Here is a 13820-nt window from a genome sequence, read left to right on the forward strand (position 1 = left end):
GTCTCGGCCATTGCAGAATCCGCCGCGACGGGTTGCAGCCACATGCCGGAATTCACAGCGCAGATCACCGGTAAATCCCGAGCAAAAAAAACGCGCCATCCCGCAAAGGAAGGCGCGTTTAGGTGACAACAGGAGCGTTTAGCTGCCGGCGACGGTCATGCGTTCGATCAGTACCGAGCCGGTGCGGATGTTGCTACGCAGCTCCAGATCGTTACCTACGGCGACGATCTGCTTGAACATGTCACGCATATTGCCGGCAATGGTCACTTCCTGGACTGCGAACTGGATCTCGCCGTTCTCGACCCAGAACCCGGCCGCGCCGCGGGAGTAATCGCCAGTGACCATATTCAGGCCGTGTCCCATCAGCTCGGTCACCAACAGTCCGCGCCCCATGCGCCGCAGCAGTGCCGCCTGGTCTTCATCGCCATGGGTGATGAACAGGTTGTGCACGCCGCCGGCGTTGGCGGTGCTGGGCAGGCCGAGTTTGCGACCGGAATAGGTGCCGAGGATGTAGGACACCAGCTCGCCGTCCTGAACGAACGGCTTGGCATAGGTGGCCAGGCCGTCGCCGTCGAACGCCGAGCTGCCCATGGCGCGCATCAGGTGCGGCCGCTCATCGATGGTCAGCCACTGCGGGAACAACTGCTGGCCCAGGGCGCCTTCGAGGAACGACGATTTGCGGTACAGATTGCCCCCTGAAATCGCCCCCAGGAAACTGCCGAACAGGCCGCCGGCCAGCTCCGCGGAGAACAGCACCGGCACTTCACAGGTCGGGACCGGGCGCGCGCCCAGGCGGCTCGCGGCCCGTTGTGCAGCGCGCTGACCGATGCTGACCGGGTCAGCCAGCAATTCGCCCTGGCGGCTCACGTCGTACCAATAGTCGCGCTGCATCTGGCCATCGGCTTCAGCGATCATCACGCAGCTCAGGCTATGACGAGTCGAGGCGTAACCGCCGACAAACCCATGGCTGTTGCCATACACGCGGCAGCCTTGATGGGTGCTCAAGGTGGTGCCATCGGCATTCTTGATCCGGCTATCGGCAGCAAAGGCCGCCGCTTCGCAGGTCAGGGCCTGTTCAATGGCTTGTTCGGGAGTGATGTCCCAAGCGTGGAACAGGTCGAAATCCTGCAGATTGGTGGCCATCAAGGACGCATCGGCCAGGCCCGAGGCCTCGTCTTCCGAGGTGTGCTTGGCGATGGCCAACGCGGCGGCCACGGTTTCGCGGATCGCATCCGGGCCACTGGCCGAGGTGCTGGCCGAGCCTTTGCGCTGCCCCACATAGAGGGTGATGCCAAAGCCCTGGTCGCGGTTGAACTCCACGGTCTCGACTTCGCGCTGGCGCACCGAGGTCGACAGGCCCTGCTCCAGGGACACCGCCACTTCACAGGCACTGGCGCCCTGGCGCTTGGCTTCGGCAATGATCTGCTCGACTTGTTCCTGCAGTGCCGGCAAAGCTTGTGGGCCGACGCTTTCTGCTGCACTCATGGTGTTCTCCACTCAAATTCTGCTTTCGGTTAAGGCCTTCGAGCGACCGGGCCGGACAAGCGGCCCCCGACTGGTTATCATGGCGGCGTTTCTTTGCGGACTGCCACCATGGTTGATTCTTACGACGACTCCCTCGATGGGGAGAAAAGCAAATCCCAGGTCAAACGCGAGCTGCATGCTCTGGTTGACCTCGGCGAGCGCCTTACAACACTCAAGCCTGACTTGCTGGCAAAACTGCCTTTGACCGACGCCATGCGCCGGGCCCTGGCCGATGCGCCCAAGCACACCGCGAATATCGCGCGTAAACGGCACCTCATGTTCATCGGCAAGCTGATGCGCGATCAGGACACTGCCGCCATTCTGGTCTTGCTCGATCAACTCGATGCCTCCACCCGGCAGTACAACGAACGCTTCCACGGCCTGGAACGCTGGCGCGATCGCTTGATCGCAGGCGATGACGGCGTGCTGGAGAAGTTTGTCATCGACTACCCCGAGGCTGATCGCCAGCAATTGCGCTCCCTGATCCGTCAGGCCCAGCACGAACTGGCGCATAACAAGCCACCGGCGTCGAGCCGTAAAATCTTCAAGTACATCCGCGAGCTGGACGAGACTCAACGCGGTCTGCGCTGAAGCCTTGACCAGGTGGGTTGCCTTGCAGCCCACCCGCAGCTCGCAGGTTTTCAAGCGTCGCTATCAGGACCCCGTGCCACCCACGGTGATCGCGTCGATTTTCAAGGTTGGCTGACCGACACCTACCGGTACCGACTGCCCATCCTTGCCACAGGTCCCTACCCCGCTGTCCAGTGACAGGTCATTACCGACCATCGACACCTTGCTCATGGCTTCCGGGCCATTGCCGATCAGGGTCGCGCCTTTGACCGGCGCGGTGATCTTGCCGTCTTCGATCAGGTACGCCTCGCTGGTGGAGAACACAAACTTGCCGCTGGTGATATCCACCTGGCCGCCCCCCAAATTGGCGCAGTAGATGCCGCGTTTGACCGAGGCGATGATTTCTTCTGGGTCGCTTTCGCCAGCCAGCATGTAGGTGTTGGTCATGCGTGGCATCGGCAGGTGCGCGTAAGACTCACGGCGACCGTTGCCGGTGCGGGCCACGCCCATCAACCGGGCATTGAGTTTGTCTTGCATGTAGCCCTTGAGGACGCCGTTTTCGATCAGGGTCGTGCACTCGGTCGGCGTGCCTTCGTCATCCACGGTCAGCGAGCCGCGACGCCCAGCCAGGGTGCCGTCGTCGACGATGGTGCAAAGCTTGGAGGCAACCATTTCACCCATGCGCCCGCTGTAGGCCGAACTGCCCTTGCGGTTGAAGTCGCCTTCCAGGCCGTGGCCGACCGCTTCGTGCAGCAGCACCCCCGACCAGCCTGAACCCAGAACCACCGGCAAGGTGCCGGCCGGAGCCGGGATGGCTTCCAGGTTGACCAGGGCCTGACGCAGTGCTTCACGGGCGTAGCCCATGGCACGGTCTTCGGCGAGGAAGTAACGGTAATCGGTACGCCCACCACCGCCGTGGCCGCCGCGCTCGCGACGGCCGTTCTGCTCGACGATCACGCTGACATTGAAGCGCACCAGCGGGCGCACATCCGCCGCCAGGCTGCCATCGGTGGACGCAACGAGAATGCGTTCCCAGACCCCGGCCATGCTCACGCTGACCTGTTGGATCCGTGGGTCCAGGGCCCGGGTCGCCACATCGATGCGCTTGAGCAGCTCGACCTTTTCGGCGCGGCTGATGACTTCCAGGGGGTTGTCCGGCGCGTACAACTGGGCCACGTCCTGGGTGCTGAACGCCTGCACGCTGCCGTTTTGTCCGGCCCGGGAAATCGAACGCGCGGCGCGGGCGGCCAGGCCCAGGGCTTCCAGGGTGATGGCATTGCTGTAGGCAAAGCCGGTTTTTTCACCGGACTGCGCCCGCACGCCAACGCCCTGGTCGAGATTGAAGCTGCCTTCCTTGACGATGCCGTCTTCCAGGGACCAGGACTCGGAGATCTGACCCTGGAAATACAGGTCTGCCGCATCGATGCCCGGGCCGGCCAGATCGCCAAGCACGCCTTGCAGGCTTTCGATGGTCACGCCGCCGGGGGCTAAAAGGTGTTCACTGACTGAGGACAACAACCCGCTCATATGCTTTGGCCTTAAATTCGTCGTTCTTATGCAAGTCGCTGCGCGCCTTGCGAGAAAAAGCGCCGGTGACTGGCCACCGGCATCCGCGCCCGTATGGACGCCTGTTCGCTGCTATCGCGTTCGGCCAGCAGCACGGCCTCGCCTTGATCCTGCTGTGCCAGCACCCGTCCCCAAGGGTCGACGATGGCGGCATGGCCATGGGTCTCCCGAGGCCCCGGATGAGTACCACCCTGGGCGGCCGCCAGCAGGTAGCACTGGGTTTCGATGGCCCGGGCCCGTATCAGCACCTCCCAATGCGCGGCCCCGGTGACTGCGGTAAAGGCCGACGGCGCGGTGATCAGCTCGGCCCCGGCCGCACGCAGTTCGCTGTACAGCTCGGGGAAACGCAGGTCGTAACACACCGACAGGCCTACACGACCGACCGGGGTATCGGCCACCACCACTCGCTCTCCATGAGCATAGTCATCCGACTCGCGGTAACGCCCACGATTGTCGGCCACGTCGACATCAAACAGGTGCAGCTTGTCGTAGCGCGCCACCGTCTCACCGTGCTCATTCACCAGCAGCGAGCAGGCATTGGCCTTGCCCTGCGGCTGATCCACCGGCGGCAGGGGCAACGTGCCGGCGACTATCCATAACTTGAGGTCGCAAGCGGTCTGTTTCAACCAGGGCAGGATCGGGCCTTCGCCCAAGGCTTCGGCGCGCCCAATGGCTGCGGCGTCGCGGCGGCCCATGGCGGCGAAGTTTTCCGGCAGCACCGCCAGCTTTGCGCCACCGGCGGCGGCTTGTTCGAGCAGGCGGCGAGCCGCCTGCAGATTGGCCAGCACATCGCTCTGGCTGACCATTTGAATCACCGCAAGAGACATGGCGCACTCCGAATGGGGGATGCGGCCATGCTACTCCATGGGCCTGGGCCGTGGTTTCTCAAAAGGGCTTGTCGAAGGTGATTTTCGGCTCTTTCCATGGCCCCTTGACGTTGTATTTGACACTGGCAAAGCGCGCCACACGGTCACCGATCAGCTTGTCGATCAGAAACAGCGCACCACCGATCGCCGGCGCCCCGACGATCAGCGCCGCAATCGGCAGGTTGTTGGTCACCGGCAAGGTCACCAGCAGCTTGGCATCCACCTGGTCAGCCACCATGTCCAGGGTGCCATTGAGCTCCAGGTTGCTCGAAGGTCCGGCCAGGGTGATGGGTTCGCGGGTCACGTAGACACCATTGCTCGCCACCAGCAAACCCTTCACCCGGTCGTAGCTCAAGCCCTTGCCGAACAGGTCGGAGAAGTCCAGGCGCAAGCGCCGGCCGATGGAGTTGAAGTTGAGCAGGCCAAATACCCGCAGCGCCTGCGCGCCCCCTTCGACTTCCACGAACTGGCCCTTGCGCAAGGTCGCGTCGAGGGTGCCGGAGAAGCGCTTGAGGCCGACCCAGGCCGGCGAACCCGGCCAGCGACCGTCGACATCCAGATGGAAATCCTCACTGGTCACCGTCGGTGCAAAGCCCCAGCCCTTGAGCACGTCTGCCAGGTTCTTGCCCCCCAGGCGCCCCTTGAACCAGCTGTTGCTGGCACCGGCCTGGCCTTCCCAGCCGCCGTCACCCTGCAACACCATGCCCTTGAGGCCCAGGTCCAGGCTGTTGAAGGCCATGCCCTTGGGCGTTGGCCGAACCTTGAGCGCCCATGCGCCGATCAGGTCGGGCCCCTGGAACAACTGAGCGATGGAAATATCCAGCGCCGGGACTTGCTTGGGGTCGACCGAGGCCAGCGGGTCCGGGGCGTTTTCGTCGGCCTGCGCCGTCGGGTCCGCCGCCGGCAGCCGCACATACTGCATGTTGATCGCCATCGGGGCGGACTTGGCATCGGGAATCCCGACATTGCCCTTGGCCTGCTGGCTGTCGATCTGCAAGGCCCAGGCCGCCGGTTTGCGCTGCAACTGCAGGCTGACCTGATCCAGGGTGGTACCGAATGCACTGAGCTTGCCGACCTTGAACTCTGCTCCGCTCAGCAGTTGCTTGGCGCTGCCGCCAGGGTCCTGTCCGGCGTAACGATCGACCAGGGCCTTCCACGGTTCCACGTCCAGCTCGGACAACACCCCGCGAATCCGCAGGCCTTTGGCGACCGGCAGGATCGCCTCGCCACTGCCCAGGAACAGCTCGCCACGACCGGCGGCGAAATTGCTGCCAGGCGCGGCAAAGGTAAAGTCGGCCAGCTCGCCGTATTTGAACCAGTAACGCCGTTCGGCGCCTTGCAAGGTCATGCGGAACACGCTGTCGCGGCCCATGCTGGCAGGCATGCCGAAGGGTGCCGGCAGATCCACCGCCAGACCTTTGAGGCTGGAACTGACCATCATCTGGCTGTCGGCGCCATCCAGGGTCAATTGCAGTTGATAGGGCACTTCACCGGACACCGGCAACGGCTGGCCGACCTTCAGCCAGTCGGTGAGTTTTTTGACCGCGACCTGACCTTTGGCGACCACCCGTGTACTGAGCTTGCCGCCCTTGCCGTCCGCGAATATCTGCGCCGTCACCGGACGCTCGAACGCCTGGGCACTGATGTCCTGGCCGCTCAGGCCCTTGCTGCTGTCAAAGCGGAAGTCGCCCTTGAGTTGGGTCAGCTCCAGCTCCGGCTCACTGAGTTTCAAGCGGGATTTATCGGTCTTGAAGTCCACCAGGATCTTCGGCTCGTCACCCTTGGCCAGGGGAATATCCAGCTTCAGCTTGCCCTTGAGGTCGCCCTCGCCTTGCCAGCCGGCAAAGGTCGAACCGGTACCGATCGGTGCGTCCTGGAGAATTTTCAGGCCGTCGCCCAGCCCACCGGCAAACTCGCCATCGAGGTACATATGGCTGATCTGCCCGCTGGGCACATGGGGGATGTTGACGTAGACATCACGTACCTGGGTGTCGAGCAACTGCCCCTTGCTGGCCAGGATGCGCACACCGCTGTCTTCGATAAACACATCGCCACTGACTTTGCCGACATGGGGCCAGCCCGGCTGGAACGCCAGTTCGGCGTCATGCACCTTGAAGAACAGGCTGATACTGCGGGCGGTATCCAGGGCGCCGTGATTCAGCGAGCCCTGGTACTGGAAGAAGCCTTCGTCGACCGCGCCCTTGAGGATCGCGGTCCGCAACCACTCGTCCAGCGCCGGGCTCAACACCTGCGGCAGGTACTTGGCGGTGTAGCGCCCATCCCCCTCCAGCAGGCCGACCCGCAGGTCCATGTAGTCTTCCTGGGTGTGGTCGAAATGCAGGCGGATCAGGAAGTCGCCGGCGATCTTGCCCTCCTCGCCCAGCACCTTGAGGTACGGCGCAACCAGGGTAAAACCTTGTTTGTCGAGCTTCCAGGTCAGCCGGGCATTGGCCTGAATGTACTGCCAGGGCTTGGCGAAGATGGGATAGAGATGCAGGGAAAAATCCTTGCTGTCCATGCGCAGCTCGCCCTGGCCCAGGTCGCCGCTGATGCTGCCGCTCACGTTACGCGCCGCCGGTGCCCCGTAGTAGGCATCGAACCCGACCCGTTCCAGGTTGGCGGCAAAGCTCAGGCGTTGATCGCCGGTTTCTTGCGGACGGTAGTCGAGCAGCACATTGCGCATGACACCCGTGACCTTCAGCGCATCGACCGCCTTGGCCACCCCTTCCGGCAACGGCGCCAGGGCATCGATGAGCGGGGTCAGTGGGGTCAGGTCCAGGCGATCGGCCTGCAGGTGCCACAGCTCCTGCACCTGCTCCGCCGCATGGGTCTGTTGCAACTGGATGCGCGACTGCCAGCGCGTCTCGCCCAGGTTCAGGGCCAGGGAATCGAGCAGTACGCTGAAACCTTTATCACTGCGCTGGAAGTAGGCATTGAGCGCCAGGTTTTTCAGGGTCACCGGCTTGCGTTCGGCGTAGGCGCCGCTGACCTGAGGAGCATTGAGGCGCACCACGGCACTTTGCACGGTTCCCTCGCCCCAGCTCAGCCAGAACTCGCCGCCCGCCTTGAGCTCGGACAGCTTCCACTGTTGGCTCAAGCGGGCCGGCAACCAGCGCGCCCAGTCACTTTGCGGCAGGCTCAAGTAGGCATCGGCCTGCCCATCGCGCCACTGGCTAGCCCGGATCCGGGTTTGCAGGTTGAGCGCCACCGGCTGGCCGTCAGGCAGGGTCAGGCGCGCCTCCAGGCGTTGACGGCTGGCGCCGGTCCTCAGCTCAAGGCCGACATAGGTCAGGCTGATCGGCCCATGATCGAGCGGCTGCAGGGTCACCTGGCTGTCGAGCACCGACAGCCGGGCGACCATTTGCATGCGATTGAGCAGTTGCTCGGGGTCCAGCGGCTGGTCCTGCTGCATCGGCAAGCCTTCCAGCTGCCAACGGCCGTCGGAGTTTTCCTTGAGATTCAGGTTCAGGCCGTTGAGCTCGAGGCGGCCGATGCGCACCTCCCACGCCAGCAGGCTGGCCAGCACGTCCGGCGCGACCCGCACCTGGTCCAGGCGCAAGGCATTGGCACTTTCGCCAACCATCACGTCACGGGCCACCAGCACCGGTGACATACCGTTCCAGCTGCCTTCCAGGGCGCCGATGTGCACGGGCAGGCCCAGCGCCTGCTGCGCCTTGTCCTCGACTTCGGCACGGTATTCGGCGACCAGCGGGGTCAGCTCGCGGCCGAGACTGACGTACAGCGCAGTCAGCACCAGCAGCACCGCGCAAAGCCCAAGCCCCCAGCGAATCAGTGCGGCGAACAGGCGGATCAACCGCTCCATGTCAGTGGGCTCCCAAGGCAATAGTCATGCAAAAAGCTGAAGCCAGCCGTTGCCAATAAGTTGAAACACGCGGACTCAGAGCAGCACCACGTCGTATTGTTCCTGGGAATACATGGTTTCGACCTGAAAACGAATGGTCCGACCGATAAACCCCTCGAGCTCGGCCACGTTGCCCGACTCCTCGTCGAGCAAGCGATCCACCACTTTCTGGTTGGCCAGTACTCGATAACCTTCAGCCTGATAGGCCCGCGCCTCGCGCAGGATCTCGCGGAAAATCTCGTAACAGACGGTTTCCGGAGTCTTCAACTTGCCCCGGCCCTGGCAACTGCTGCAGGGCTCGCACAGGACCTGCTCCAGGCTTTCGCGAGTGCGCTTGCGCGTCATCTGCACCAGACCCAACTCGGTGATGCCGATGATGTTGGTCTTGGCGTGGTCCCGCTCCAGCTGTTTCTCCAGGGTCCGCAATACTTGACGCTGGTGTTCTTCATCTTCCATGTCGATGAAGTCGATGATGATGATCCCGCCCAGGTTGCGCAGGCGCAGCTGGCGTGCAATGGCGGTCGCGGCTTCAAGGTTAGTCTTGAAGATGGTTTCTTCAAGGTTGCGATGGCCGACGAAAGCCCCGGTGTTGACGTCGATGGTGGTCATGGCCTCGGCCGGATCGACCACCAGATAGCCGCCGGACTTGAGCGGCACCTTGCGCTCCAGGGCTTTCTGGATTTCGTCTTCGACCCCGTACAGATCGAAGATCGGCCGTTCCCCCGGGTAGTGCTCCAGGCGGTCGGCGATTTCCGGCATCAGCTCGGCCACGAACTGCGTGGTCTTCTGGAAGGTTTCCCGGGAGTCGATGCGGATCTTCTCGATCTTCGGGCTGACCAGGTCGCGCAAGGTACGCAGCGCCAGGCCCAGGTCTTCATAGATCACGCTCGGCGCGCCGATGGTCTTGATCTGGGTTGCGATCTGATCCCACAACCGGCGCAGGTAGCGGATGTCCATCATGATTTCGTCAGCACCCGCGCCTTCGGCAGCGGTGCGCAGGATAAACCCGCCGGCTTCCTTGATGCCTTCCTGGGCCACGCAGTCGCTGACTACCTTTTTCAGGCGCTCGCGCTCGGCTTCGTCTTCGATCTTCAGGGAAATACCGACATGGGCCGTGCGCGGCATATACACCAGGTAGCGCGACGGGATCGAGAGCTGGGTGGTCAGGCGTGCGCCCTTGGAACCGATGGGGTCCTTGGTGACTTGCACCACCAGGCTCTGCCCTTCGTGCACCAGGGCGCTAATGCTTTCGACCGTCGAGCCTTCGCGCAGAGAGATTTCCGAGGCGTGGATAAACGCCGCGCGATCCAGGCCGATGTCGACAAAGGCGGCCTGCATGCCCGGCAATACCCGGACTACCTTGCCTTTATAGATGTTGCCGACGATGCCGCGGCGCTGGGTGCGCTCGACATGCACTTCTTGCAGAACACCGTTTTCGACCACCGCCACGCGCGACTCCATCGGCGTGATGTTGATCAGAATCTCTTCACTCATGGCAGGGTCTCGTTCAGGCATGTTCACTATAGATGGCCGCATCAGTCAGGTACGGCGCTTAGCGCACTGTAAGGTTTTGCCAACAGGGTATGCCGAAATGGCCCAGCAGTTCCGCGGTTTCGCAAACAGGCAGGCCCACCACGGCGGAATAACTGCCATTGAGCCCGGCGACAAACACCGCCGCAAGCCCCTGGATCGCATAGCCGCCGGCTTTGTCCTGGGGCTCGCCACTGTGCCAGTAGGCCGTGGCTTCATCGCGGCCAATCTCCCGGAAACGCACCAGGCTGCGCACTACCCGTGACTCACAGCGCTGGCCATCGAGCAGGGCAATGGCGGTCAGTACTTCATGTTCACGCCCCGACAGGGCCAGGAGCATGGATTGCGCATCGGCCTGATCCAGGGGCTTGCCAAGAATCCGCCCATCGAGCACCACCGCCGTGTCGGCCCCCAGCACGCAGGCCGGCGCCTGGGATTCGCTGCTGGTGATCAGGCCGCGCCCGGCCTCGGCCTTGCCCCGCGCCAGGCGCTCGACATAGGCCGCTGGGGCTTCATTGGGCAGAGGGGTTTCGTCGATATCCGCGCTGATGGCGGTAAAGGGCACGCCGATCTGCGTGAGCAATTCACGGCGACGCGGCGAGCCAGAGGCGAGGTAAAGCGGATTCATCAAGACATCTCCCTGTCGAGGTGCGGGTCAATGCCTGACCGAATTAATTGATTTTGAAGCGTCGGCGCAACCCGCGAAGACCGAAGCTGACCCACGGCCAGAGCAAGGCGCTGATCAAGGCCGGCAGCAAAACGGCGAGGGTTTCGCGATTGCCGGTCAGGGCGCTGAGCCACAGCTGGAGCAACTGCGCGAGCCCGAAGATCACCAGCACCACCAGGCTTTGCTGCCACATCGGGAACATCCGCACCCGTTGCTGCAACGACAGCACCAGGAAGGTGATCAGGGTCAGGATCAGCGCGTTGTGCCCGAGGAAGGTTCCATCGAGCACGTCCTGAGCAATCCCCAGGCACCAGGCAGTGACCATCCCCACCCGCTGCGGCAGCTCCAGGGCCCAGAAGGCCAGCAGCAACGCCATAAACAACGGACGCAGGATTTCAAAATGCGGAAACGGCACGATGCCAAGCAGCAACGCGATAAAGAAGGTCAGCCAGATGATCCAGCCATTCTGGGATTGCGCACTGGCCATTATTCTCGCGCCCGGGTGGTGGTTGCAGGTGGTTTGGCGGCAGCCGGCCTGGCCGGCGCTGCATGGGCAGACGGTTTGGCAGGTGCCGCGGCAGCCGGGGTTGCTGCGGCAGGCGCAACCGCTGGGGCTGTCGCCGGTGCCGGCGTTACGGCGGGTTTGACCGGGGCGTCACCGACGCCGCCAGGCTGATGCAGGGCCTCTTCGGCCTTGGCCGCGTCATTGGCACGTTCTTCAGGGGTACGGCTGTCACTGAACACCAGCAGCAGGTAACGACTGCGGTTGAGGGCGGCGGTCGGGACCGCACGGACAATGGCAAACGGCTGGCCGGAGTCATGAATGACTTCCTTGACCGTGGCCACCGGGTAGCCCGCCGGGAAACGCTGGCCCAGGCCGGAGCTGACCAGCAGGTCGCCCTCCTTGATGTCGGCGGTATCGGCCACGTGGCGCAGTTCCAGGCGCTCCGGGTTGCCGGTGCCGCTGGCGATGGCACGCAGGCCGTTGCGATTGACCTGCACCGGAATACTGTGGGTGGTGTCGGTCAGCAACAGCACGCGAGAGGTGTAGGGCATCAACTCGACCACCTGCCCCATCAGTCCACGGGCATCGAGCACCGGCTGACCAAGGACCACACCGTCGCGCTCACCTTTATTGATGATGATGCGATGGGTGAACGGGTTGGGATCGATGCCGATCAATTCGGCCACTTCGACCTTCTCATTGACCAGCGCCGAGGAGTTGAGCAACTCGCGCAGCCGAACGTTCTGCTCGGTCAGGGCGGCAAGCTTCTGCATACGCCCCTGCAACAGCAGGTTTTCGGTCTTGAGTTTTTCGTTGTCAGCAGCAAGCTCGGTACGGCTGCCCAGCTGGCTGGACACGAACTGCCAGAACCGATCAGGCAGATCGGTGACCGTATACGCTTCCATCAGCACATACATCTGGCTGCGCACAGGCTTGAGCAGGGTAAAGCGGGCATCGACCACCATCAGCGCGACCGATAACACGACCAGCACCAACAAGCGTACGCCCAGTGAGGGGCCCTTGGCGAAAAGCGGTTTAATAAGCCGCTCCTCCCAGGCAAATGTTCTCGTTATTCATACGGCATCAAACCGGCCTGGATGCAGATTGACAGAAGATAAACGCCAACAGGCAGCACTGCAAAGTGCTACCTGCGAGCGGAACAGCATAGATGCATCCGGCGAAGTTATTCGCTGGAGAGCAGGTCCATGGTGTGCTTGTCCATCATTTCCAATGCACGGCCACCGCCGCGAGCAACACAGGTCAGCGGGTCTTCGGCAACAATCACCGGCAGGCCGGTTTCCTGGGCCAGCAGCTTGTCGAGGTCACGCAACAGAGCGCCACCACCGGTCAGCACCAGGCCACGCTCGGCGATATCCGAAGCCAGTTCCGGAGGCGATTGCTCCAGGGCGCTCTTCACTGCCTGAACGATGGTGGCCAGGGACTCTTGCAGAGCTTCCAGCACTTCATTGGAGTTCAGGGTGAATGCGCGTGGTACGCCTTCGGCCAGGTTGCGGCCGCGAACGTCGACTTCACGGACTTCGCCGCCCGGGTAGGCTGTACCGATTTCCTGCTTGATGCGCTCGGCGGTGGATTCGCCGATCAGGCTGCCGTAGTTGCGACGCACGTAAGTGATGATGGCTTCGTCGAAACGGTCGCCGCCCACACGAACGGATTCGGCGTAAACCACACCGTTCAGGGAGATCAGCGCGATTTCAGTGGTACCGCCACCGATATCCACGACCATCGAACCGCGGGCTTCTTCAACCGGCAAGCCGGCACCGATCGCAGCAGCCATCGGCTCTTCGATCAGGAACACTTCACGGGCACCGGCGCCAAGGGCCGACTCACGGATGGCACGACGCTCAACCTGGGTGGACTTGCATGGAACGCAGATCAGCACACGAGGGCTAGGCTGCAGAAAGCTGTTTTCGTGAACCTTGTTGATAAAGTATTGCAGCATCTTTTCGCAGACACTGAAGTCGGCGATAACGCCATCTTTCATCGGACGAATGGCAGCAATGTTGCCCGGTGTACGGCCCAGCATGCGCTTGGCCTCGGTGCCGACGGCAACGACACTTTTCTGATTACCGTGGGTCCGAATGGCCACAACCGATGGTTCATTCAGGACGATACCGCGCTCGCGCACGTAAATAAGGGTGTTGGCAGTGCCCAGGTCAATGGAAAGATCGCTGGAAAACATGCCACGCAGTTTCTTGAACATGGGAAAGGGACCCTAGGCAACGCGTGGGTAAAAAAGTGCGGCAAACTCTAACAACGACAGGGATTTTGGGCAAGGCGCCAATATGTTAAATTGGCCGCTTTTCTGTGCACCAACCCCCACAATCGCGGCCTTATGACCGTAGAAATGCGGTAGTGTTCCGACAATCTAACACACGGACGACCTCCGTTCTGTTTTCCACTGGAGAATCCCATGGCGCTTGAACGCTCCGACGTGGAAAAAATCGCTCATCTGGCCTGTCTGGGCCTCAATGAAGCCGATCTTCCACACATCACCTCCGCCCTGAACAGCATTCTCGGGCTGGTGGATGAAATGCAGGCAGTCGATACCGACGGTATCGAACCCCTGGCCCACCCACTGGAAGCCAGCCAGCGCCTGCGCGCAGACGTTGTGACCGAGTCCAATCACCGCGAGGCTTATCAGTCCATCGCGCCAGCGGTCGAAAACGGCCTGTATCTGGTTCCGAAAGTCATCGACTAAAGGGAAAGAGC

At 62.5% G+C, this 13820-nt stretch carries 11 protein-coding genes; 2 read left to right on the forward strand and 9 right to left on the reverse strand.

All coding sequences use genetic code 11. The features are described from left to right. Positions 1 to 138 precede the first annotated feature (138 nt). Positions 139 to 1485, reverse strand: coding sequence for a metalloprotease PmbA (gene pmbA / locus AC19YX_RS21180; RefSeq protein ID WP_500606921.1), 1347 nt, complete (start codon positions 1483 to 1485; stop codon positions 139 to 141). Positions 1486 to 1593: 108 nt separating this feature from the next. On the opposite strand from pmbA, the gene yjgA reads away from it, so the two are divergent. After that, positions 1594 to 2115 (forward strand): ribosome biogenesis factor YjgA, encoded by a 522-nt coding sequence (yjgA, locus tag AC19YX_RS21185; RefSeq protein ID WP_020297131.1) that lies wholly within the window; start codon positions 1594 to 1596, stop codon positions 2113 to 2115. A 63-nt stretch (positions 2116 to 2178) separates the two neighbouring features. Here the strand turns inward: yjgA and tldD are convergent, their stop codons facing one another. The 8 genes from tldD to mreB all read right to left on the reverse strand — a co-directional run bounded on the left by tldD (position 2179) and on the right by mreB (position 13311). Further along, positions 2179 to 3621, reverse strand: coding sequence for a metalloprotease TldD (gene tldD, locus AC19YX_RS21190; RefSeq protein WP_020297130.1), 1443 nt, complete (start codon positions 3619 to 3621; stop codon positions 2179 to 2181). A gap of 26 nt (positions 3622 to 3647) precedes the next feature. After that, entirely contained in the window at positions 3648 to 4487 is an 840-nt protein-coding gene (locus AC19YX_RS21195) for a carbon-nitrogen hydrolase family protein (RefSeq protein WP_078469838.1), read from the reverse strand. 58 nt (positions 4488 to 4545) lie between these two features. After that, positions 4546 to 8349, reverse strand: coding sequence for a YhdP family protein (locus tag AC19YX_RS21200; RefSeq protein WP_500606922.1), 3804 nt, complete (start codon positions 8347 to 8349; stop codon positions 4546 to 4548). 75 nt (positions 8350 to 8424) lie between these two features. Next, on the reverse strand, positions 8425 to 9882 hold the full coding sequence (gene rng, locus AC19YX_RS21205) for a ribonuclease G (RefSeq protein WP_020297127.1): 1458 nt from the start codon (positions 9880 to 9882) through the stop codon (positions 8425 to 8427). Positions 9883 to 9940: 58 nt separating this feature from the next. Further along, complete coding sequence (locus tag AC19YX_RS21210; protein WP_201129459.1) at positions 9941 to 10546, reverse strand: Maf family protein; 606 nt, start codon at positions 10544 to 10546, stop codon at positions 9941 to 9943. Between the two features lie 43 nt (positions 10547 to 10589). Then, positions 10590 to 11072 (reverse strand): rod shape-determining protein MreD, encoded by a 483-nt coding sequence (mreD, locus tag AC19YX_RS21215; RefSeq protein ID WP_020297125.1) that lies wholly within the window; start codon positions 11070 to 11072, stop codon positions 10590 to 10592. Beyond that, positions 11072 to 12130 carry a rod shape-determining protein MreC gene (gene mreC / locus AC19YX_RS21220; protein ID WP_500606948.1) on the reverse strand — a complete coding sequence of 353 codons (1059 nt, stop codon included), beginning with the start codon at positions 12128 to 12130 and terminating at the stop codon, positions 11072 to 11074. Before mreC ends, mreD begins: the two co-directional genes overlap by 1 nt. Before the next feature lie 143 nt (positions 12131 to 12273). Continuing rightward, positions 12274 to 13311, reverse strand: coding sequence for a rod shape-determining protein MreB (gene mreB / locus AC19YX_RS21225; RefSeq protein ID WP_002555108.1), 1038 nt, complete (start codon positions 13309 to 13311; stop codon positions 12274 to 12276). Between the two features lie 210 nt (positions 13312 to 13521). Between mreB and gatC the strand changes: the two genes are divergently transcribed. Beyond that, positions 13522 to 13809 carry an Asp-tRNA(Asn)/Glu-tRNA(Gln) amidotransferase subunit GatC gene (gatC, locus tag AC19YX_RS21230; protein WP_020297123.1) on the forward strand — a complete coding sequence of 96 codons (288 nt, stop codon included), beginning with the start codon at positions 13522 to 13524 and terminating at the stop codon, positions 13807 to 13809. Positions 13810 to 13820: the final 11 nt, after the last annotated feature.

Source organism: Pseudomonas sp. MF09150 (genome assembly GCF_059862355.1).

Coding starts and splice junctions, on each gene's coding strand:
- pmbA (WP_500606921.1), bottom strand. CDS start 1,485: ATGAGTGCAGCAGAAAGCGTCGGCCCACAAGCTTTGCCGGCACTGCAG.
- yjgA (WP_020297131.1), top strand. CDS start 1,594: ATGGTTGATTCTTACGACGACTCCCTCGATGGGGAGAAAAGCAAATCC.
- tldD (WP_020297130.1), bottom strand. CDS start 3,621: ATGAGCGGGTTGTTGTCCTCAGTCAGTGAACACCTTTTAGCCCCCGGC.
- AC19YX_RS21195 (WP_078469838.1), bottom strand. CDS start 4,487: ATGTCTCTTGCGGTGATTCAAATGGTCAGCCAGAGCGATGTGCTGGCC.
- AC19YX_RS21200 (WP_500606922.1), bottom strand. CDS start 8,349: ATGGAGCGGTTGATCCGCCTGTTCGCCGCACTGATTCGCTGGGGGCTT.
- rng (WP_020297127.1), bottom strand. CDS start 9,882: ATGAGTGAAGAGATTCTGATCAACATCACGCCGATGGAGTCGCGCGTG.
- AC19YX_RS21210 (WP_201129459.1), bottom strand. CDS start 10,546: ATGAATCCGCTTTACCTCGCCTCTGGCTCGCCGCGTCGCCGTGAATTG.
- mreD (WP_020297125.1), bottom strand. CDS start 11,072: ATGGCCAGTGCGCAATCCCAGAATGGCTGGATCATCTGGCTGACCTTC.
- mreB (WP_002555108.1), bottom strand. CDS start 13,311: ATGTTCAAGAAACTGCGTGGCATGTTTTCCAGCGATCTTTCCATTGAC.
- gatC (WP_020297123.1), top strand. CDS start 13,522: ATGGCGCTTGAACGCTCCGACGTGGAAAAAATCGCTCATCTGGCCTGT.